The sequence below is a fragment of the Methylobacter sp. genome (assembly GCF_030680395.1).
GTDB lineage: Bacteria > Pseudomonadota > Gammaproteobacteria > Methylococcales > Methylomonadaceae > Methylobacter_A.
The window spans coordinates 116,338-137,544 of record NZ_JAUXVR010000006.1 but is presented as its reverse complement, the minus strand read 5'-3'; the positions used below and the strand labels follow the sequence as shown (position 1 = coordinate 137,544).

The following is a 21,207-nucleotide window of genomic DNA, read 5'->3' as shown; positions in this document are numbered from 1 at the left end:
TTTAGAGGCAGTGTCTGCAATTATATAACGCACTTAATAAATTTAAACTGAACAAATGTCGTCAATTTTTGATAAGCATTAGAACATGGCAAAGGTTTCCATCAAAGTCAGTGTGTTATGCTTATTCATCAATACAACGAGTGGCGAAAACCAGTGCGGTTAACAGAAACAGATAATCAAGCCTATTTCGATAAAAACAAGGCCAGAGAAAAAATTTGTGCCGGTTGGTTAAAAGAGCAAAGCAAAGCCGTTCGTAAACCGATTTTATTTGCCGCTATTGCGGGTATTGCCAACGGCTTTGGGGTGATTGCTCAATCGGCAGCACTGGCTTATACACTGCAAGCCGTTATTATCGACAAGCTGCCGTGGGCGTCTTTAACTACCCCATTGATAGTATTGGCAGCGGTTTTCATTTTACGTGGCGTGTGCGTTTATTGGCATCAAACCTGGGGATTTGAAGCCGGTGCGCAAGTCAGGGCGTCGGTAAGGCAACAGCTGTTCGACAAGTTTTTAACGCTGGGACCTGCCGCTATCAAGCAGCGTCAAAGCGGCGAATTGGCGGCCGTTACCTTGGAACAGGTTGATGCGCTGGACAGCTATTTTTCGCGTTATTTGCCCCAGCAAATGATAGTCGGCGTATTGCCGCTCATTATGATTATCGTGGTCATGCCGATCAATTGGGTAGTTGGGTTGATCTTTTTAGTGACCGGGCCGCTGGTGCCGGTTTTTATGGCTTTAGTCGGTATGGGCGCTGCCTCCGCAAATCGCAGTCAGTTTTTGGCAATGGCAAGAATGAGCGGTTATTTTCTGGATCGTTTACAGGGACTGTCCACATTAAAGCTGTTCGGACAAGCCAACCAAGAATTAGCCAATATCAACAAGATTGCCGATGGTTTTCGGGAAAAAACCATGGCGGTATTGCGCATTGCGTTTTTATCATCGGCCATTCTGGAATTTTTCAGTGCGGTTGCGGTTGCCCTGGTGGCGGTCTATGTCGGGCTGGGCTTATTGGGACTGGTTCATTTCGGCCCGGCTGAGCATATCAGTTTAAGTGAGGCGCTGTTTGTGCTGCTGCTGGCCCCCGAGTTTTTTATGCCGCTCAGGCAATTGGCGATTAATTATCATGATCGGGCCGCAGCATTGGGCGCGACTGATGCTATCCTCGCGATACTGGAGCAAGATGCCGAGGCGCTGGAAACAGACACATCAATCGCGAATGATACGCTTGGTGCCTCGGCAGCGTCCTACGCTGACAAGATCAGCCTGATTGAATTTAACAATGTCAGTAAAATTTATAGTAAACGGCAGATTTTAACGGGCATCAATCTGCATATTGCCGCCGGTGAAAAAATCGCCCTGATCGGTGAGTCTGGCGCAGGAAAAACGACTCTTTTAAACCTTTTATTAGGTTTTGAGGCGGCAACCGAAGGCCGGGTATTGCTTAACGGCCAAAGCATTAACCGGGAGCATGCCGCAAAAGCCATCGCATGGGTGGGGCAAAACGCCTACATCTTCCACGGCACTATCAAAGACAATATCGCGCTGGCCGATCCCAATGCGTCTGAACAAAGCATTGTTAATGCGGCACAGGCGGCCGGAGTCATTGAGTTCAGCGCACAATTACCGGAAGGATTGCTCACGCCGATTGGCGAGCGGGGCTATGGTTTATCAGGCGGACAGGTGCAAAGAATCGCGCTGGCCAGGGCGTTTTTAAAAAACGCCGACATTATCCTGCTGGATGAACCGACCGCCAATCTCGATGCCGTCAACAAAACACTGCTATTGGATGTGATCGATCGACTGTTTATCAATAAAACCCTGATTATCGCCAGTCATGATCCGGACGTGATTCAGCGAATGGACCGGCGGATAGAGATGCAGCAAGGACGGCTTGTATCATGAAAGATTTATGGTTTTTCCTGAAATTATTCAAACCGCATGGCGCCTGGTTAGCGGGCGGGATAAGCCTGTCATTGCTGACTGCATTGGCCTCTATCGCGCTATTAACGCTGTCCGGCTGGTTTGTCAGCGCTTCCGCGATAGCCGGATTAATCGCTATTGACGGCAATACGCTGGTTTTCAACTTTATGCTGCCTGCCGCGCAAATACGCGCTTTGGCGATCAGCCGCACCTTGGGGCGTTACGGCGAGCGGGTCGTGACCCATGAAGCTACTTTTCGGGTATTGGCCGGAATACGCAGCTGGTTTTTTCAGCAGCTTATACCGTTGGTTCCGGGGCGTTTGTCGGCACTACGTAGCGGCGATTTACTGTCACGCATGACGGCGGATATTGACGCTTTGGACGCGTTGTATTTGCGGCTGTTGGCTCCTGCCGTCGTAGCGGCGATTGGCATAACCGCCGTTACCGTATTTTTGGCTTTTTATGCGCCGCTAATCAGCTTGATTACCGGTCTTATGTTGATGATTGCCTCAATCTGGGTGCCGTGGGTTTTTAATCGATTGGGACGTGCCGGAGCGGAAGAAATCGTGATATTGGCTGCAAATTTCAGGATTCGGCAACTCGATATGATGCAGGGCTTGGCGGATTTAATCGCCAATCAGGCTTACGGACGGTTTAGCGATAAGCTCGGGCAGTTTTCCGATTTGATGATCAATACCCAGCGTCAGAACAACCGCTTGTCGGCAATTTCTTCGGCATTCACCTTGTTGCTGTCGCAGCTAACATTATTGATGGCATTGGCGCTTGCGGCGATTTCATTTAAAGACGGCCTTTTATCGGGAGCGGATTCAGCCTTGGTTATTTTTTGTGTGATAGCGGCTTTCGAGTTAGTGACGCCCTTGCCGCAAGCCATGCAAATGCTGGCGAAAACTCAAAAAGCCGCCCGGCGTATCAGGCAGGTTACAGAAATGTTGCCGACAACACCCCAGTCGAATCAGCCATCAGCATTGCCGGACCGTTATGATTTGCAGTTAAACGAGGTGAGCTTTCGCTATTCGGACCAGCAGGGCAGAGTGCTGAACAATATCAGCCTGACTATTCCGCAGGGCAGGAAAATCGCTATTGTCGGCCCTAGCGGTTCGGGTAAGACCACCTTATTGCAACTAATCATGCGTTATTACGACCCTGAACAGGGCAGTATTTTATTGGCCGGACAAAATATCAGGCAACTGGATGCCGATGAATTAATGAGCTGTTTTGGCGTATTGTCCCAGCGCAGTCAACTGTTTGCCGCCACTATTAAGGAAAACCTGTTAATTGCCAAACCGGACGCCACGGCAACAGAGCTGAATGCTGCCGTTAAAGCCGCAGGATTGGAACACTTTATCGGTTATTTGCCTGAAGGTCTTGATACCTGGGTAGGCGAAAGCGGCGTGAAAGTGTCGGGAGGCGAAGCGCGGCGTATCGCGCTGGCGCGGCTTTATCTTAAAAATGCGCCGGTATTGATTCTGGATGAACCCGCCGAAGGTTTGGACAGCGATACGGAACGGGATGTATTCAAAGCACTGGCGGGTTTTGCCAAGGATAAAACCGTGATCATGGTGACTCACCGTGAAGCCGGGTTGGGTTTGGTCGATGTTGTTTATGGCATGGAGCAGGGGGATTTGTGCGAGTTGTAATTTTATTCAATAAGTGATGTTACTCAATCAAAAATATCGTCTAAGGATGAGAAACGTCTCTGTTTGAAGTCGGCACCGAGGTTTGATTCGAGCAAGAGCATGTAATCGTCGGCGAGGCCTGTGGGGTGTCCTGATGAATCAATAATTTGCCTTTCAATTACCCAGGTAAATGTTATGTTGATACCTGGAAAATTTTACATGTTAATTAACATCACACTCGATCATTCATCATTCCGCAGATCAGCGTGTGCGTGTTGAAGCATTGGAAACCGATCTCTGGTACTGTGCAGTCCCAGCGTTCCAATACGCAGTGGCGTGGTTGTTGGCTATCGGAATATCGGATCAGATTCACTGAATTGGCAGCCTCCTGACGCACGCGCTTCGACACCGCTGTGCCCGCCTGTACCGCCCAAAGTCGGCCCGGTAAATGATGATGGGACTCGTGCAGAGGCAGTACGTAAGGTACATGAATGTGTCCACCCATGACAATATCGGCACCGGCGGCGGCCCAGCAGCGCACTGCGGCATTTCGGCCGTGCAGCAGGTTGTCGCGATCTCTGTCATTTATCACGGCTACCGGTTGGTGCACCACCACGATGCGCAATTGCTCAGGTGCCGCAGTTTGGAGCAGTTCGGCTACCCGTTTCATCTGTGCGGAAGACACCTCGCCATCCTTATGACGATAGGCGCGTGTGGTGTTCACACAGACGATCAGCCACCGTGCTGATGAAAACACCGGCTCCAAATCGGTACCGCATACACGTTGGTAGTTTCTAAAAGGTGCAAACAGGCGAGCCACAATATTAAACAATGGAATATCATGGTTGCCTGGTATTATCAGCATAGGGATGCTACCCAGTCGCTCGAAGAACACACGCGCAGCATCGAACTGCTTGCGTGTGGCTCTCTGAGTGATGTCGCCCGAAACGACTATGACTTCGGGCGCTTGTTCATGAACCAGGCGCACCAGTGCTTCGACGACCGCCGGCCGTTCGGTGCCAAAATGCGTATCGGAGATCTGCATCAGTAAAGTCATAGGCTGTCCGGGTCGTGCGGATTTTCGCCCGGCGCAACCTCGGGCTTGAGCAGGAGCAATTCTTCCGGCGCCAAACGGAACCGCAAAGGAGCCGTAAGCAAGGAGACCTCGCCATCCATGGCCACTTTAATACGACGCCGGCCATAAAGCAGCGTCGACGCCGGCATTACCGTGATTTGCCGGAACGCGAAACTGGCGATATGGTCGACATCAGCCAATTGCCCGAGCGCTCCGCGCAACATCAACCGCAGTAGCGTCAGCGAAGCTACCGGTTTTAGCACGGTAGCGACGAGTTGGCCTTGTTCCACCGCTTTCGCTTCGGAGAGGCCAATGCGCTCAAGTTGCAGCCGATTATTGCTGACAAAAATCATCAGTGTGCGCAACTCATACGCCTGACCGCCATGCTCGACATGAATACGCATTGGCCGGTGTTCATGCAGCAGCGTCATAATGCCGGCACACCAAGCTACTAGCCGACTGCGGCCGTAGCATTCCTTATAGGCTTCGCGTTCTTCGAGCAGCTTCGGGTAAAGACCAAGACTCGCATTGACCAGGAATACCCGGTCATTCACCAGTCCAATCTGCACTGGATGCGCGCGTGAACTCAGCAATACCTGCAAGGCCTCCGCCGTATCAGACGGAATACCGTGGGTGCGGCTGAAATAGTTGAAGGTACCCTGCGGCAATACGCCGAACGGGCAGCCGCTGCCTAATACTGCTTGAGCGACGGCATTAATGGTGCCATCACCGCCTGCTGCAATCACCACGCCACCTTGCACTTTGGCCCGCGCGACGGCCTCTGCCGAAATATGCGGCAACAGGGAAGCATCCTCGACCAGTATTACATGATACTCGCGACCTGCCTCGGTCAATAAAGTTTCGATGATTGTGCGCGTTGCGGCAACATCATCGTGGCCGGAGCCGGCGTTGAATACTATGAAAAACGGAGCTAATGGGTTTATCGTAACAGCTTGCATATGGGGTCACTCGCATTAATCATTGACCAGCAAATTCGGCATTCTAAGCATCTGTCTGTAAAACGGCTTTCAATTTTTTCCACTATACAGTGCCGTTTTTTCAAGAAAAGAAAAACAGACTATACGTTAAAAACAATAAGCTAACGATTATCAGCTGGCAACTATTGATGCTCTTTTGTTCTAAAACCGGCAAATTTTCCAGGCTATTTTGCACACAGGCTTGCCATCTGTCATTTTGCTTAAATAGCACGTCATACCGGCATGGACTGCCGGAACGACGTATTGGACATTCTCGTTAAACTGATAGGGCAAGGCACACAGGACTTGTACTGCACATTTTTGCTTTTCGAAATATACCGACTCTTTTGATTCGGTTCGGGCAGCGAACATCGATTTGGCTGTACTGTATAAAACGGGCAATTGAACGAAATTCCAGTCTTGCAAGATAAAGCTTACATGCCGGATATTTGATCGCCGGGCTAATTCCCCCGGATCGGATAACTAACGGTATATCTATAACCGTAAGATTTGCAATAAAAGTCAATAAAGTATAAGTTTCCATGCAGGTGTCTGAAAAAATCCTTGCACTGATTTAGCATGATGTTAAAAACGACAAACTAAAATGGTGGCAGCCACTATGAAGGGTAAGTTTTTTGGCTCAAACACAGATCAGCAACGTTGGTTGATAATCCGCCAGTTCATTCTAATATGGATGCTGTTGACGCTGGCCTTGGCCACCGCCTTTTGGAGCGTCTATAAAGCCCAAGAAAAATCAATGCTGGCCTTCATACGCGATGAAGAACGACAGACTATAAAAGTGAGCAGTCAATACGTCAGCGAAGAATTGCGTATAGTCCACGACGATATTTTTTATCTAAGAGATCAGCCGGTGTTGCATGACTGGCTCGAAAAAGAATCCCCCCAGAATCTGGCCCGTTTGAGCGGCGATTTGCTTGCCTTCGTTAAATACCGGGAGCTCTATGATCGTATCCTGTTTCTGGATGAAAATGGACGGGAAAACGTACGCATTCATAGGGACCGGCGACAACCGGTAATTGTGCCGGCAAGAAAATTGCAGGATAGGTCCAATCTCTATTTTGTGGAGCAAGCGCTGGCCCTGAATAAAGACTTTATCTATATTTCTTCATTCGATCTTGCCATTGAATATAATAAGATCGAGCAGCCGATCAAGCCCGTGATCCGATTCGGTACACCGGTGTTCGATCAATACGGACAAAAACGCGGCATTATCCTGCTTAGCTATCAGGGGCAAAGGCTGATTGACCGGCTTCAGGCTATTTCCCAGCAAGGTATTGGCAGCTTATGGCTGCTAAACGCCAAAGGTTATTGGCTGATCGGCGATCGCCCGGAAGACGAGTGGAGTTTCATGTACCCGGACCGCAAGAATAGACTGTTCGCCGACGACTATGGCGAGGCATGGCGCTCTATTATCGAACACCCCGAGCGAGAACAGTTTATGGTCGACGGCGATTTGTTTTCTTACGGCGAAATCTTGCCGAAAGCGCTGTTCGGAGATATCCGCGAAGGCGTTGTTAGCGGCGATGAACGCTGGCTATTAGTCACCCGCGTACCGGCTGAAAAATTCTTTGCCAGAAATGTGATACAAGCCAGAGTGCTTGCATTTATTGAATTATCCCTGCTATTAGGCATAGCCAGCTGGCTCATTGCTCACCACCGTATACGACGGCGACAGATAGAAGAAGAAGCAAGTGCCAGCGATGCCCGTTTTCGCGGCTTGGTCGAGTCAGCGCCCGATGCCATCGTCATTGTCAATCAAGAAGGGCGTATCGTATTGGTCAATGCGCAGACCGAACTTTGGTTCGGCTATAGCCGCGACGAACTGCTCGGTCAACTGGTCGAAGTGTTGGTGCCCGAGCGTTTTCGTATGCACCACCAGAGCTATCGGCAAGCTTATACCAATAATCCGGTAGTGCGTCTGATGGGAGCAGGCTTGGATCTATATGCCCGACGCAAGGATGGCAGCGATTTCCCGGTGGAGATCAACCTGAGTCCGCTGGAGACGAAAAAGGAAAAACTCGTGACCAGCATCATCCGTGATGTTTCGGCGCGTAAACATGCAGAAGAAGAGCGCCGCGCCAGTGAAGTCCGCTTCCAGGTGCTGCTCGAATCGGCGCCCGATGCCATTGTCATGGCCGATAAAGAAGGGAGCATTGTATTAGTCAATGCGCAGACCGAACTTTGGTTCGGCTATAGTCGCGACGAACTGCTCGGTCAGCCGGTCGAATTGTTGATACCCGAGCGTTTGCATACAGACCACCGGAAATATCGGCAAACTTATTGGGAGAACCCGCTGGTGCGTCCGATGGGCATCGGTTGCGATCTTTACGGCCGACGCAAGGATGGTAGCGAATTCTCGGTAGAGGTCACCTTAAGCCCATTGTCGATAGGGCGGGAAATGTTCGTAATCAGCATTATTCGGGATATTACGACCCGCAAGCAAGCTGAACAGGCACAGCGCGAGGCGCAAGCCAAGTATCAAGAACTTGTCAACAATCTACGGGTTGGCGTTTATCGCCATACGCCGGCTAAAGGATGCTTCACGAAAGCCAATCCGGCTATGATCGCCATGTTCGAAGCAGAGTCTGCCGAGCAACTTCAGGCATACCCGATAGTTGATTTGTGTCGTGATAAGGGCTGCTGGCAAGTGTTTATGGATAAAATCAGGCAGCAAGGATTTGTCGATAACGAAGAGATACCGCTGGTTACTTTAAAGGGCCGCGAGTTTTCTGCATCCGTTACTGCCGCTATGAAAAAAGACAGCGCCGGCAATACTTATTATGACGGCATCATCGAGGATATCAGTGAGCGTAAAGAAGCCGAACGACACATCCAGCAACTGAATACGGCATTGCGTGAGCGGGCCATGGTTCTTGAATCGGTCAACCACGAACTCGAAGCCTTCAGTTACTCTGTGTCTCATGATTTGCGCGCGCCTTTACGAGCCGTGGACGGTTTCAGCCGCATCCTGCTTGACGAATACGCCGACCGGCTGGATGACACTGGCAAGGATCGGCTGCAACGGGTACGAGCCGCCGCCCAGCGCATGGCCACGCTGATTGATGACATGCTCAAGTTATCACGCATCACCCGATCTGAATTGAAACGCGAAGAGGTCGATTTGAGCGCGATTGCAGGCGATGTCATTGATGAACTGCGCAGGCAGGAGCCGAGCCGTACCGTACTGTGCACGATACAATCAGGGATAATCGTCTGGGGCGACGCCCGGTTATTGCGTATCGTACTGGACAATCTGCTGGGCAATGCCTGGAAGTTCACCAGTAAACGGGTTGATGCGCAGATTGAATTCGGCATGCAACGGCAGGACGATGAGACGGTCTATTTCGTGCGTGACAATGGCGCCGGCTTTGATATGGCTTATGCTGAAAAACTGTTCGGAGCCTTCCAGCGCTTGCACGAAACCAGCGAATTTCCCGGTACAGGTATCGGACTGGCGACTGCGCAACGGATTATTCACAAACACAGCGGACGCATTTGGGCCGACAGTGAGGTCGGAAAGGGAGCGACCTTTTATTTTACGCTGGAAGCACGGGAGAATTTATGAACAATAAGGCCATTCTTTTGGTAGAAGACAACCCTGATGATGAGGAACTTACCCTGCATGCCTTCGAGAAAAATAAGATCAATAACACGATAGTTGTGGCGCATAACGGCGTCGAGGCGCTGGATTACCTGTTTGGCACGGGGGCTTATGCCGGACGCGACCCCCACGATTTTCCATTGGTGGTGCTGCTGGATCTGAAGTTGCCCAAGATCGACGGCCTGGAAGTGCTGCGTCGTATCCGCGCCAATGACGAAACCCGGTTGCTGCCGGTTGTCCTGCTGACTTCATCGAACGAAGAGGAGGACCGGCTCAAAGGTTATATGCTGGGCGCCAACAGTTATGTCCGCAAACCGGTCGACTTTGACGAATTCGTTCGGGCAGCCGGTCAGCTCGGGCTTTACTGGATACTGCTCAATGAACCGCCGCCCCATTGTCCGGATTGTAAGAAAAGGTGATGTTATGCAGAAGCCGATAAATACGACACAACCATTGCGCACTCTGATCGTTGAAGATTCCGAAGATGATACCTTGCTGTTAGTGGATCAATTGGAGATAGATGGAGAGCGGCCTGTCGATTGGCAACGGGTTGAGACGGAACAGGCTTTAACCGAAGCACTGCAACAGCATTGGGATGTTGTGCTGTCCGATTATACCATGCCCCATTTAAGTGGGATGCGGGCTCTGGAAGTGGTCAGGCAACACGACCTCGATCTTCCTTTCATCTTTGTGTCGGGCACGATTGGTGAAAATACGGCCGTAAAAGCGATGAAGTCCGGCGCTCAGGACTACGTTATGAAAGGGAACCTGTCGCGCCTGATGCCCGCGGTGACGCGTGAACTTGAAGAAGCGCAACAGCGCCGGGAGCGTCGTCAGGCCGAACAGAGCGTGCGCATACTGTCCCTGGTAGTAGAACAGGCGGCCGACAGTGTCCTCATTACCGACCCTCGCGGCTTTATCGAATATGTCAATCCGGCCTTCGAGCGAATGACCGGCTATGGACGAGCCGAAGCAGTAGACGGTAAACCTTCATTGGTGAAATCCGGTCACCATGATCAGGCTTTTTATCAGGCTATCTGGGAAACGGTGACCAAGGGCGAGATATTCAGGGGAACCTTGATCAATCGCAGAAAGGATGGCGAATTGTTTTATGAGGAGAAAGTCATCACGCCCTTGAAGGACGAGCAGGGGCGTGTGACCCACTTGGTTTCTACGGGCCGCGATATCACAGAACGCGTCAAAGCCGACGAAGCGCGCGCCCAGCTGGTCGCTATTCTGGAGGCCACGACTGACTTGGTTGCGATTCTCGATCTCGGCGGTTGCCTGAATTATCTAAATAATGCCGGTTATCGCTTGCTTGGCCTCGATCCGAAGGTGGATATCAGCAAATTTTGCCTGACAGAGCTGTTTCCGGAACGCATAAAGCAGCAATTGCAGAGCGAAGCATGGCCTGTCGCCTACCGTACCGGCAGTTGGTCCGGTGAAACCGCCTTGCTGCGTATGGACGAAATAGAAGTCCCGGTGTCGCAAGTCCTGCTGGTGCATCGCGATGCAGCCGGCGAGGTCGAATACCTGTCCACGATTGCCCGCGATATTTCCGAACGCAAACGTTTTGAAGCCGAATTGCAGCATCAGGCTACCCACGATACGCTGACCGGTCTGCCGAACCGGGTTCTGCTAATGGACCGGCTGAGTGCAGAAGTGGAGCGCGCCCGGCATGCCAATAATTCCGTTGCCGTATTGTTTATGGATATGGATAACTTTAAAAGGATCAATGACAGCATGGGGCATACGATCGGCGATACCTTGCTCCAGCAGATTGCCGATAGGTTGCAGGCCGCTTTGCGCCCTAACGATACGGTTGCCCGCCACGGCGGTGACGAGTTTGTGATAATAGCGGGCGATCTGGCGCGCTCGGAAAATGTATTAGCCGTGTTGCGCAAGGTTTATGGCGCGTTTGAGCGCCCGATGTTGCTGGGTGCGCAGGAAGCTTACATCACTTTCTGTACCGGTATCGCACTCTATCCGCATGATGGTAACGGCGTCGAAGACTTGTTGCGCAATGCCGGTACGGCCATGTACCAGGCTGTCGTAGCGGGCCATAACCAGTACCGTTTTTATGCGCCGGAGATGAATGCGCGCAGTCATGAACTGCTGACGCTGGAAACCGAACTGCGTCTGGCCTTTAAACATAATGAATTCGTTGTCTATTACCAACCTCAGGCGGAGCTTAGTACCGGCCGCATTATTGCCATGGAAGGGCTGATCCGCTGGCAGCATCCGCAACGCGGTCTGATATCGCCGGCAGGCTTTGTATCAATGCTGGAAGAGTCCGGATTGATCATACCGGTGGGCGAGTGGGTGTTGAGTCAGGCCTGTGCCGAATTCAGGGAAATGGGGCTTCATAACATGCGTATTTCTGTCAATGTATCGGCTTCCCAGTTCAACGACCCGGAATTGCTGCACAAGGTAAGCTGTATTATGAAGCGGGAAAACATGCCCCCGAATTCGCTAGAGCTGGAAATGACCGAGAATATCGTTATGCAGGATCCGGCAGCGGCAACCGAGACGCTTAAGAAACTGCGGGCTCTGGGCGTTCGTATTGCTATCGACGATTTCGGTACCGGCTATTCATCGTTATCTTATCTTAAGCGCTTCCCGTTGGATGCGCTTAAGATAGATCAGAGTTTTATACGCGACATGACCAACGATACTAATGACGCGGCCATCGTCGAGGCCAGCATTACGCTAGGCAAAAAACTCGGACTCGAAGTCGTCGCTGAAGGCGTAGAAACTAAAGAGCAACTTGAATTCCTGCGCACCCATGGCGGTGATCTGGCTCAGGGCTATTATGTCAGCCGTCCTTTGTGCAAGACCGAATTGATCGATCTGTTACGGGAAGAACGACGCTGGTGAATGGCGTGTAGAGCCAAAACACCTCTGATAGTCTTACGGTCAAGTAAGCGTGTGGTCGGATGGCGATATTATTATAGGGCGCAATATGCGATAAATCGGCTATTGCACCCTACGAGATGCTCGATCGCAAGCATCATTCAACGGACCAATTTAATCGTGCCAGTTTGAGTATTTTTCACAAACCTTGTTTGATTTTGCGCCTTTTTTTGATTCAGAAAATTTAGCTAAATCGCCATCGAAATCTTCCGGGGTTTCATTCCACATGCACTCACAGAAAGCGTCGGCTTTTGTTTGACCTGCAACAGGGCTTTTTTCTTCATCGCCTTCCCACTTGGTTTTAGCTTAACAAACGCCCTGTTTTAATTCTGGAACGGCTTTAAGTGCGCCTGATTTTAAGGGATACGTAAATGTTGGCCCGGAGATATGCGATCCGGGTTGTTTAAAATATCCCGATTCGCATCAAAAATACGTGGCCATTGATTGGCGTCGCTGTAGAACTGTTTGGCAATTTTAGAAAGCGTATCGCCACTGGATACGGTGTAGGTTCGAACAGACGTAGCGGCCGATCCCATTCCTGTCTCAGCAACAGCGGCGCTTGCGTTTGTTGCTTGTTGCCCGGAAATGGGCGATTGCTCCTCATCTTCTTTATTGCCGAAATAAGAAGCCGCCGCTTTCCCTACAACCGCTGCCCCCGCTGCCCCCGCTGCACCCAGAAGCACTTTGCCCCATGTTGCGAGATTGCTTGATTCGGGCGCCTTTCCTTCCGGCGTCAGTTTGTCGACCATGGCGGGTAAAACTTGTGAGAGCACTGATGCGCCTTGAGATTCAGGGATGCCTGCCTGTTGAGCAAGCTCAGCAACCTGGTCTTTGCCCAGTACATTGGCCAGTTGATCGGGCTGTATGCTTTTGTTTTCTCCAGTTCCAACCCATGACGAGGCAACATCCCCCATGCCTGATTGTTGAAATTTTTTAACCAACCCGTCTACGCCACCCATTTTCTCCAGCATTCCCAACGCGCCGTTCAATAAATTTTGGGTTTTGTTTTCAGTTTGTGCTGAAGAATCATTGGCTCCGATGACGGATTTAACAATATCTGTAAAAAAGCTCATAAGGTTTTCTCCTAATGAAATTCGAACAAGATAACTCGTAGCAGTGCGGTTCCGGAATGAATAAAGTTCCCGAATTTAGCTGTTTAGTTCAACAACTCCGGTGGGATATTACCGCCGTTCTGTGCGAGTTTTTGCAAGACGGTTTTATGCAGCCATATATTCATTTGGGATGAGTCGGCCATTGCTTGCACAGGACAACCCAATTCTGCCGCAAGTTCTTTGCGTGCGGTTAAACTGCTGTCAAGCCCTAATAATTTTAACAAATCGACAATCGAAACTTTCCAGTTAAGTTTTTCCGCATGGGAAGCGGCTAATCCTTCCAATTTGGCTACGACATCGACCGCAGCAATTCCGGCAGCAGGGGCAGAAGCAGTTGCTGGTTGACCTGCATCAGGTGCTTTCGCAGCGTCAGCACTACGAATGCCCAGTTTTTCAAGAATGGAATTAAACAGACTCATGGCTGATCCTTTAAAAATGCATAGTTGAGTGGCAGTAAGGTTGATGCTTTGTGAAATTCGACTGTTTAGATCAAGCTATGCCGGAATCGGTTCGACCCGTGTCATGGGTTCGGAACGCTAATAAGTACTGAGCTTCTCAAGGCTTACTCCCGGTCAAAATTCAACAGGTAAAGGGGGCATTGCTAATCTATTTCCCCGGCCGTAAATTAACGATACCTATATAGAATTAAGTACACAATATGTAAGAATGCCTATCCGTTTAGATTAAACTTGCCGCACCGGTCCCGGATACTTTGCCACCAAAGCACCCACTGTTAGTAAGGTTATTCTCCCAACAGTCGCTTACGTAACAAGGATGCGGTCGAATGGTTCTTTATGGATGGGTGGCAAGCTATCGATAGATACGGCGTATCCGGCAGTCCTCTTGCATTTTTGAAAGCCTTCACCCCAGCCCTCTCGGGAGGGGTGAAAAAGCCGTAATACGCGGTTGTGTTGAGTCTATATGCGATGCAAAAAAACAGGAATTTATAGGCCGCTCTTTGCTGTTGCAACTCTGATTAATTCATCCACTTCGTTTGTTGTAGCGGAAAATTCTTCAGGAACAGTGGGCGTGGAATATTCCGCAACCCCTGTAGCCACTTCAATAATCAGGTCTGGCACTTTAACGCGCTCTAAAATTTCTTGTTTAATCTGCGCCGCGATTTGCTCGGCTTTTTTCAATGGAGAACCCGGCATCGCAATAAGAAAATCCTGTTCACCCATTCTTGCCGCAATATCAACGCCAGCCCTGATGTCGTCTTGAAAACAATCGGCCACGCTACGTAATACGGCGTCCATTTCAAAAGCGGGTAAATTATTTTTGGCTTTAAAATCCTTTAAACTGATAAAAAGAATAGAAAAAGGAAAGCCGTTGCGTTTGGAGTTCTCGATTTTTTCTTTTAACCGGCCGAGCATCGTGTCTCTGGTCATTAGCTGGGTTAGCGGATCTAAGGGAATATGTTCTTTATCCCATGTTTCCTGAGCCTCCAGCCGCAGCACGTTGATAATGCCTAATGAGCAGGCCAGTAATAATCCAAGTATCCAAGTGAAATACCACATAATAATCTCCTAAAAAACCGTATGATCGTTCTGATGAATATGTTCCGACGTTACCTTGCCGCGCAATATACGAAATACCCACGTGGTGTAAACAAGGACGATAGGTAAAAAAATCACCGTAGCCCAGAGCATGATTTTTAAAGTGGTCAGACTGGAACTGGCATCCCACACCGTCAAAGAGCTATTTACAGCCGAGCTTGACGGCATCAGGAAAGGGAACATCGACACGCCCGCAGTTAAAATAATTGAAGTCAATGTTAATGAGCTGGTGATAAAGGCCAGACCCGGACGTTCAATTTTTGACAGTACGATGGTTATCGCGCCGGCAACAAACGCCAGGGCAGGAATAGCCCATAACACAGGATAATGCGCATAGTTATCCAGCCATAATCCCGGTGCTTTAGACACTATTTTTGCTAACGGGTTGGACGGCGCGTTAGGGAGAACTTCAGTGGTGATCTGGTAACCATCAATGTTAGCAACCCAGATGCCCGCCACTGCAAAAATGGCTAGAGCCGTTATTGCTGAAACAGTGACCACTTTTTTACAACGCCGGTTAATGTCGCCCTCAGTCTTGAGCTGCAAATACACCGCTCCGTGCATAATCAGCATCGATAAGCTAAGCAGTCCTGCCGCCAAGGCAAAAGGGTTTAATAATGCCCAGAATGAACCGGTATAAAAAATACGCATATCGTTGTCAAAATGGAACGGTACGCCCTGTAGTAAATTGCCGAATGCCACGCCGAAAATTAATGCCGGTACAAAGCCGCCTGTAAATAATGCAATATCCCAGTTGTTGCGCCATTTTTGGCTGGGTAATTTGCTGCGGTAATCAAAGCCGATCGGTCGCAAAAATAACGCAAACAAGGTTAGCAACAACGCAAAATAAAACCCTGAAAAGGCCACGGCATAGGCGACAGGCCACGCCGCAAACAACGCGCCGCCCGCGGTTATAAACCAAACCTGGTTGCCTTCCCAGACCGAGCCTATGGAATTAATAATAACGCGACGTTCGGTATCGTTTTTGCCTAAAAAGGGTAAAAGAATGGCTACCCCCATATCAAAGCCGTCGGTAATGGCAAAGCCGATCAATAAAGCGCCTAAAAGGCCCCACCAGATCAAGCGCATGGTTTCATAATCGAAAATCATAGTGATGCTCCTGTGGCGATTTCAAAATGGTAACGGCCTTTGTGCAGGCTGCTGGGACCTAACTTGATGAACTTGAGCATCAAGAACATTTCGATGATCAAAAATACCGTATATAAACCGATGTAGCCTGCCAAACTCAGGTAGATATCCAGTTCGGTCAGGGATGATGTGCTTAAGAATGTCGGTAAAATCTCCGCAATAGTCCACGGCTGACGACCGAACTCGGCCACAAACCAACCCAATTCAGAGGCAATCCAGGGTAAAGGCATCATATAAAGACTTGCTCGTAACAACCATGTTTGTCTGCATTTGCGAATTGAGCTGGCTATCACCGCAAAAATAAATATCGCCAGCATAATAAAGCCGCACGCCACCATGATGCGGAAAGTCCAAAACAGAGGCACAACTCTGGGTATTGAATATTGAGCTGCCAATTCTATTTGTTGATCGGTCGCGTCGACTACGTTTTCGGTATAGCGTTTGAGCAGCAGACCATAACCCAGGTCCTGTTTGTAATGGTCAAACTCGGCACGGACAATGGGGTCCTTGCTGCCCGCTCTTAATGTTTGCAACAGCGAATAGGCCTTCATGCCGTCACGAATGCGCAAACGGTTTTTTTCCAGAATCTCCGATAAACCGGTAATCGGCTCATCGATAGAACGCGTACCGATCAAACCCAATACCCAGGGGATTTTTATGGCGTAATGCGTTTCCATAGCTTCCTGATCAGGAATGCCGATCAGAGTAAATGCTGCGGGTGGCGCTTCGGTGTGCCATTCGGCTTCAATAGCGGCCAGTTTGGTTTTTTGTACTTCGCCATCGGTATAGCCGCTTTCATCGCCCAACACAATGACCGACAGGATGGCAGCCAGTCCAAAGCCTGCGGCGATGGTATAAGAGCGTTGCGCAAAGGCCGCATCACGGCCTTTAAGCATGTAATAGGCACTGATACCCAGCACGAAAACAGAAGCCGTGGTGTAGCCGGCGGCAACGGTATGGACAAATTTAACCTGAGCGGCCGGATTAAATAACAGATCGCCAAAGCTGGTAATCTCCATGCGCATGGTTTCATAATTAAAATCCGCTCCAGTCGGATATTGCATCCAGCCGTTGGCGACCAGAATCCATAATGCAGATAAGTTGCTGCCTAAAGCAACCAGCCAGGTCACCAGCAAATGCTGGCCTTTGCCTAACTTATCCCAGCCGAAAAAGAACAGGCCGACAAAGGTGGATTCCAGGAAAAACGCCATCAAGCCTTCGATAGCAAGCGGCGCACCGAAAATATCGCCGACATAATGCGAGAAATACGACCAGTTCATGCCGAATTGAAATTCCATGGTCAGGCCGGTCGTCACGCCCAGTGCGAAATTAATCCCGAATAATTTCCCCCAGAACTGGGTCATATCCTTGTAAATTTCCTTGCCGGTCATGACATAGGTCGATTCCATAATCGCCAGTAAAAACGACAATCCTAATGTCAACGGGACAAACAGAAAATGGTATAGAGAAGTTGCTGCAAACTGCCAGCGCGATAAATCAACCACAGCCTCTGAAATCATAAATTTTACCTAAGGGTTGCCGTCCTGTGGATCAGAACTTGAGATAAATGACATTGGATATAACGTATATCAATGTCTCTTGCATTTAAACCAATAATATTTTAAAAAACAACTCTTGCCCGAGTTTTACTCTAACAATTAGACTTGGATGCTAAGATAGAATTGTGTTACTGTCTATTAATATTCTCTAATATACAAATTTATTTTTAAGCTTTCGATACTTTTGTCTGATCGGTTACGGGGACTTTTTACTGCTCAGTGTTGGTGTCGGTTCACTTTAACGGGATTTTCAATTGACCTTGGGTCAATTGAAAAATGCAAGGCACGTAATAATAACTACTTAATGAGGAAAGTATCATGGCTCGTATTGTAATTCTAGGCGCAGGCATTGGCGGCGTACCAATGGCGTATGAAATGAAAGAAACGGTAGGCAAAAATCATGATGTCATCGTGATTTCCGACAGCCCGACTTTTCATTTTGTTCCGTCAAATCCCTGGGTTCCGCCGAAATGGCGAACACCTGAAGAGTTGAAAATTGAATTAGCCCCGGTTTTTAAAAAGAAAGGCATCGAATTTATTCAAAAAGCCGCAGCAAAAGTCGATCCGGTCAATAATCAGGTTCAACTGGATGACGGTTCAGCCGTTGCTTACGATTTTTTGATTATTGCTACAGGGCCGCGTCTGGCCTTTGATGAAGTTCCCGGTTTGGGGCCTGAGGGTTATACCTCATCAGTCTGTCATGTCGATCATGCCGAGGTTGCTGTAAAAGATTGGGACAAGTTTATGGAAGATCCCGGCCCCATTATTATCGGTGCGGTTCAGGGGGCGTCCTGTTATGGTCCTGCGTATGAATATTTAATGATTCTTGAAACCGAATTGCGCAAAAGAAAAATTCGCGACAAAGTACCGATGACTTTCGTGACCGCAGAACCTTATATCGGTCACTTGGGTTTAGGCGGTGTCGGCGATACCAAAGGTATGCTGGAAAGCGCCTTGCGCGACAAGACCATCAAATGGATAACCAATGCCAAGGTCGACAAAATCGAACCCGGTATGATGTTTGTCACGGAAGTCGATGATGACGGCAAGGACAAGAAGAAACATGAGCTGCCGTTTAAACACTCAATGATGCTACCCGCGTTTACCGGCGTTGACGCAGTGCGTAATGTCGGCGTTGAAGGTCTGGTTAACCCGCGCGGCTTTGTTTTGGTGGACGAGCATCAGCGCAATCGTACTTTTAAAAATATCTATTCGGTCGGCGTCTGCATTGCCATTCCGCCCATTGAGCCGACGCCGGTGCCGGTCGGCGCGCCAAAAACCGGCTATATGATCGAGTCAATGGTCACTGCGGCCGCGCATAATATTGCCGACGAATTGGCCGGCAAGGAACCGACCCACAGAGCAACGTTGAATGCTTTATGTTTGGCCGATTTTGGCGATTCCGGGGTAGCTTTTCTGGCCAAGCCGCAAATTCCGCCGCGCAATGTGACTTGGTCAGCGGAAGGTAAATGGGTGCATCTGGCTAAAATCGGTTTCGAGAAATATTTCATGCGTAAAATCAGAAAAGGCATCAGTGAACCTTTTTACGAAAGGATGATGCTCAAATTAATAGGCGTAGTCCGGTTAAAAGGAAAGTAAGATGACTATTGATCGCGTCGTTTTTGCCGTTGCCGGCAGTTTTATCCTGATCAGCTTGTTGCTGGCGCATTACCATTCCGAGTTGTGGCTATGGTTCACTGCTTTTGTCGGCGCCAATTTATTGCAATCGGCATTTACGGGGTTTTGCCCGATGGCCATCATACTTAAAAAGTTGGGCGTTAAGCCGGGTAGTGCATTCTGATTGTTTAGAGTTATATTTTCACCACGAAGGCACGAAGGACACGAAGAAAAAGCGGGTTAGGAATGACTATGAAAAATACTCCGCAAGTTTTATTTTTAAACCATGAAGAGCATGAAGGACATGAAGGATTTAACTCTTCATGTCCTTCATGCTCTTCATGGTAATTGCTTAAATTAATGTGTATGCCTTAGTAACTTGTTCTGCCTTAAGATCGGAAGCCGAAAAGCATAATCCGTCGTGCTCTCGGCAACTGCTAAGTTACATGGATGTAATGAATGCAGAAAATGCAGGAGCATTTTTCTGCCCTGAGTTGCTCTACCTCCTGCATAACCCACAGGGATGTGGGGAATGCAGAGAAATGACTGGATCATTTCCTGTCCGTGCAGGCGTTCATGCTTTCGTGGTGAATATAAATTTTAAATGGGTATTGTTAAACCTGACACAGGTACGTGAAGATGATGCTTAAAACAATAAAAAACAAACTGGCATTAAGTCTATTACCGATATTCATACTATCGAACTTGCCAGCCGTAGCGGATCATGTTTCCAAAAATCCTGCCGAAAAAACGGCCCCGGAAAAATCGACCAGCCAGTCTTTTACGTTGGATCAGGCTATTGATTACGCATTAAGCAACAATCCCGATCTGCAAATCGCCACGGAACGCATCAGCCAAGCCGAAGCCCAGTTAGGCGTGGCACTGTCTGCGTTTTATCCGCAAGTCACCGCCAAGGTCGGCTACGATCATTCCAACAATCCTGCGCAAGTCTTTTCGATGATTGTGGCGCAACGGGATTTTAATGCCAACTCGATCAATAACATTAACAATCCCGGTTATCGACAAAACTTTCGCCCCGAAATCATAGGAAAACTGTCTTTGTTTCGTGGCGGTCAGGATTACCAAAACAGCAAAGCGGCGGAGTTGGGCATAAGCGCGGCTGAATTTGAACGCTCGTCAGTGCGTAATGCGTTGATTGAAGCTGTAACTGCTTCCTATTATGCGTATTTGGCCGCGCAGGAAGCGCATAAAGTTGCGCAAGATTCCATTTCGGCAATTGCCAGCGAGTTAAAGCAAACGAAACTGCGGTATGAGGCCGGAACCGTCCTTAAATCCGATGTTTTATCGCTGGAAGTGAAAGCGGCTGAAGCCCAGGAAGCCCAAATCAGGGCCGCCAACGGCATCGAGCTGGCTAAAACCGGCATCGCTACCTTGCTGGGTCTATCTGCGGAGCAAGCGTTTACTGTCGCATCGACGTCTTCGACGCTGCCCGAACCCAAGTTGACGACATCGTTTAATGACTTGCTTGAACTTGCGATGACGCAACGTCCGGAAGTTAAAGCGGCCGCCAATCAGGTGGACATCAGCCAGCGCCGGATCAAAAGCGAGCAGGGCGCTTATTTGCCTAAAGCGGATGCTTATGTCAGTTACGGTCAAAACAGCCAATCCCCCGGATTTTCGGGTAGCAAAGATAACGTCACCGCTGGAGTCAGCGTCGAAATGGATTTATTTTCCGGGCTGGAAACCAAAAATCGCGTCAGCGCTGCGGAGCGAAAAGCCGCCGAAGCACGGGAAACGGAACGCAAAACCAAACTGGCCATCGAGCAGGAAGTCAAAATTGCGTTCCTGAAACTGGAAGAAGCCTTGGCGCGCATGCGCGTTACCGAAGCATCGGTGCGAGCTGCCGACGAAGCGTTAAGACTGGTTAATGAGGAAAGACGGGCTGAAACAGTCACGGTTACCCGTTATATCGAATCGGAGGTTGCCAGGAATAAAGCCCACTCCAACACGATTGCAGCGCATTACGATGCCTTGAGCGCTGAAGCTGCATTGAAAAAAGCAGTCGGCGATTGGAAATAACTATCGCTCCCACGCCGGAGCGTGGGAACG

Annotated in this window: 16 protein-coding genes; 9 read left to right on the top strand and 7 right to left on the bottom strand. The window is 49.4% G+C overall.

What is annotated here, in order from left to right; translation table 11 throughout:
• Nucleotides 1-153 precede the first annotated feature (153 nt).
• Together cydD and cydC are read left to right on the top strand one after the other, a co-directional pair.
• Entirely contained in the window at nucleotides 154-1,902 is a 1,749-nt protein-coding gene (cydD, locus tag Q8L79_RS01940; RefSeq protein WP_305267552.1) for a thiol reductant ABC exporter subunit CydD, read from the top strand.
• Nucleotides 1,899-3,578, top strand: coding sequence for a thiol reductant ABC exporter subunit CydC (cydC, locus tag Q8L79_RS01935; protein WP_305267551.1), 1,680 nt, complete (start codon nucleotides 1,899-1,901; stop codon nucleotides 3,576-3,578). The genes cydD and cydC overlap by 4 nt, the downstream gene beginning before the upstream one ends.
• A 211-nt stretch (nucleotides 3,579-3,789) precedes the next feature.
• On the opposite strand, the gene Q8L79_RS01930 is transcribed toward cydC, so the two are convergent.
• Nucleotides 3,790-4,602: a metallophosphoesterase gene (locus Q8L79_RS01930; protein ID WP_305267763.1), complete on the bottom strand. Its 813-nt coding sequence runs from the start codon at nucleotides 4,600-4,602 to the stop codon at nucleotides 3,790-3,792.
• 8 nt (nucleotides 4,603-4,610) lie between these two features.
• On the bottom strand, nucleotides 4,611-5,591 hold the full coding sequence (locus Q8L79_RS01925) for a diacylglycerol kinase family protein (RefSeq protein ID WP_305267549.1): 981 nt from the start codon (nucleotides 5,589-5,591) through the stop codon (nucleotides 4,611-4,613).
• Between the two features lie 637 nt (nucleotides 5,592-6,228).
• On the opposite strand from Q8L79_RS01925, the gene Q8L79_RS01920 reads away from it, so the two are divergent.
• From Q8L79_RS01920 to Q8L79_RS01910, 3 genes are read left to right on the top strand one after another with little or no spacing between them, the layout of a single operon-like run.
• Nucleotides 6,229-9,195 carry a PAS domain S-box protein gene (locus Q8L79_RS01920; RefSeq protein WP_305267547.1) on the top strand — a complete coding sequence of 989 codons (2,967 nt, stop codon included), beginning with the start codon at nucleotides 6,229-6,231 and terminating at the stop codon, nucleotides 9,193-9,195.
• Nucleotides 9,192-9,650, top strand: a complete 459-nt coding sequence (locus Q8L79_RS01915) for a response regulator (protein ID WP_305267545.1) — start codon at nucleotides 9,192-9,194, stop codon at nucleotides 9,648-9,650. Before Q8L79_RS01920 ends, Q8L79_RS01915 begins: the two co-directional genes overlap by 4 nt.
• A gap of 4 nt (nucleotides 9,651-9,654) precedes the next feature.
• Entirely contained in the window at nucleotides 9,655-12,108 is a 2,454-nt protein-coding gene (locus Q8L79_RS01910; RefSeq protein WP_305267542.1) for an EAL domain-containing protein, read from the top strand.
• A gap of 392 nt (nucleotides 12,109-12,500) precedes the next feature.
• Here Q8L79_RS01910 and Q8L79_RS20095 read toward each other — a convergent pair whose 3' ends face one another.
• The 5 genes from Q8L79_RS20095 to Q8L79_RS01875 form a co-directional block, all read right to left on the bottom strand.
• A complete protein-coding gene (locus Q8L79_RS20095; RefSeq protein ID WP_370869857.1) occupies nucleotides 12,501-13,217 on the bottom strand; it encodes a YidB family protein in 717 nt (238 codons plus the stop codon).
• A gap of 83 nt (nucleotides 13,218-13,300) precedes the next feature.
• Nucleotides 13,301-13,675, bottom strand: coding sequence for a DUF3597 domain-containing protein (locus Q8L79_RS01895; RefSeq protein WP_305267541.1), 375 nt, complete (start codon nucleotides 13,673-13,675; stop codon nucleotides 13,301-13,303).
• A gap of 525 nt (nucleotides 13,676-14,200) precedes the next feature.
• Nucleotides 14,201-14,773 (bottom strand): cytochrome bd-I oxidase subunit CydX, encoded by a 573-nt coding sequence (gene cydX / locus Q8L79_RS01890; RefSeq protein WP_370869856.1) that lies wholly within the window; start codon nucleotides 14,771-14,773, stop codon nucleotides 14,201-14,203.
• A 9-nt stretch (nucleotides 14,774-14,782) separates the two neighbouring features.
• Nucleotides 14,783-15,919 (bottom strand): cytochrome d ubiquinol oxidase subunit II, encoded by a 1,137-nt coding sequence (cydB, locus tag Q8L79_RS01880; protein WP_370869862.1) that lies wholly within the window; start codon nucleotides 15,917-15,919, stop codon nucleotides 14,783-14,785.
• Entirely contained in the window at nucleotides 15,919-17,481 is a 1,563-nt protein-coding gene (locus tag Q8L79_RS01875; RefSeq protein ID WP_305267537.1) for a cytochrome ubiquinol oxidase subunit I, read from the bottom strand. Before Q8L79_RS01875 ends, cydB begins: the two co-directional genes overlap by 1 nt.
• Before the next feature lie 357 nt (nucleotides 17,482-17,838).
• Here Q8L79_RS01875 and Q8L79_RS01870 point away from each other — a divergent pair, with 357 nt between their 5' ends.
• From Q8L79_RS01870 to Q8L79_RS01855, 4 genes are all read left to right on the top strand, one after another.
• Nucleotides 17,839-19,119, top strand: a complete 1,281-nt coding sequence (locus tag Q8L79_RS01870) for an NAD(P)/FAD-dependent oxidoreductase (RefSeq protein WP_305267534.1) — start codon at nucleotides 17,839-17,841, stop codon at nucleotides 19,117-19,119.
• A gap of 1 nt (nucleotide 19,120) precedes the next feature.
• Nucleotides 19,121-19,321 carry a DUF2892 domain-containing protein gene (locus Q8L79_RS01865; RefSeq protein WP_104429437.1) on the top strand — a complete coding sequence of 67 codons (201 nt, stop codon included), beginning with the start codon at nucleotides 19,121-19,123 and terminating at the stop codon, nucleotides 19,319-19,321.
• A 271-nt stretch (nucleotides 19,322-19,592) separates the two neighbouring features.
• Entirely contained in the window at nucleotides 19,593-19,787 is a 195-nt protein-coding gene (locus tag Q8L79_RS01860; protein ID WP_305267528.1) for a hypothetical protein, read from the top strand.
• Nucleotides 19,777-21,177: a TolC family protein gene (locus tag Q8L79_RS01855; RefSeq protein ID WP_305267526.1), complete on the top strand. Its 1,401-nt coding sequence runs from the start codon at nucleotides 19,777-19,779 to the stop codon at nucleotides 21,175-21,177. Before Q8L79_RS01860 ends, Q8L79_RS01855 begins: the two co-directional genes overlap by 11 nt.
• Nucleotides 21,178-21,207: the final 30 nt, after the last annotated feature.

What these genes read in the sequence shown, in the direction of transcription:
- Q8L79_RS01855 (WP_305267526.1), top strand. Translation starts at nt 19,777, where the DNA reads ATGATGCTTAAAACAATAAAAAACAAACTGGCATTAAGTCTATTACCG.
- Q8L79_RS01895 (WP_305267541.1), bottom strand. Translation starts at nt 13,675, where the DNA reads ATGAGTCTGTTTAATTCCATTCTTGAAAAACTGGGCATTCGTAGTGCT.
- Q8L79_RS01870 (WP_305267534.1), top strand. Translation starts at nt 17,839, where the DNA reads ATGGCTCGTATTGTAATTCTAGGCGCAGGCATTGGCGGCGTACCAATG.
- Q8L79_RS01915 (WP_305267545.1), top strand. Translation starts at nt 9,192, where the DNA reads ATGAACAATAAGGCCATTCTTTTGGTAGAAGACAACCCTGATGATGAG.
- Q8L79_RS01925 (WP_305267549.1), bottom strand. Translation starts at nt 5,591, where the DNA reads ATGCAAGCTGTTACGATAAACCCATTAGCTCCGTTTTTCATAGTATTC.
- cydC (WP_305267551.1), top strand. Translation starts at nt 1,899, where the DNA reads ATGAAAGATTTATGGTTTTTCCTGAAATTATTCAAACCGCATGGCGCC.
- Q8L79_RS01875 (WP_305267537.1), bottom strand. Translation starts at nt 17,481, where the DNA reads ATGATTTCAGAGGCTGTGGTTGATTTATCGCGCTGGCAGTTTGCAGCA.
- Q8L79_RS01920 (WP_305267547.1), top strand. Translation starts at nt 6,229, where the DNA reads ATGAAGGGTAAGTTTTTTGGCTCAAACACAGATCAGCAACGTTGGTTG.
- cydX (WP_370869856.1), bottom strand. Translation starts at nt 14,773, where the DNA reads ATGTGGTATTTCACTTGGATACTTGGATTATTACTGGCCTGCTCATTA.
- Q8L79_RS01860 (WP_305267528.1), top strand. Translation starts at nt 19,593, where the DNA reads ATGAATGCAGAAAATGCAGGAGCATTTTTCTGCCCTGAGTTGCTCTAC.
- Q8L79_RS01865 (WP_104429437.1), top strand. Translation starts at nt 19,121, where the DNA reads ATGACTATTGATCGCGTCGTTTTTGCCGTTGCCGGCAGTTTTATCCTG.
- Q8L79_RS01910 (WP_305267542.1), top strand. Translation starts at nt 9,655, where the DNA reads ATGCAGAAGCCGATAAATACGACACAACCATTGCGCACTCTGATCGTT.
- Q8L79_RS20095 (WP_370869857.1), bottom strand. Translation starts at nt 13,217, where the DNA reads ATGAGCTTTTTTACAGATATTGTTAAATCCGTCATCGGAGCCAATGAT.
- Q8L79_RS01930 (WP_305267763.1), bottom strand. Translation starts at nt 4,602, where the DNA reads ATGCAGATCTCCGATACGCATTTTGGCACCGAACGGCCGGCGGTCGTC.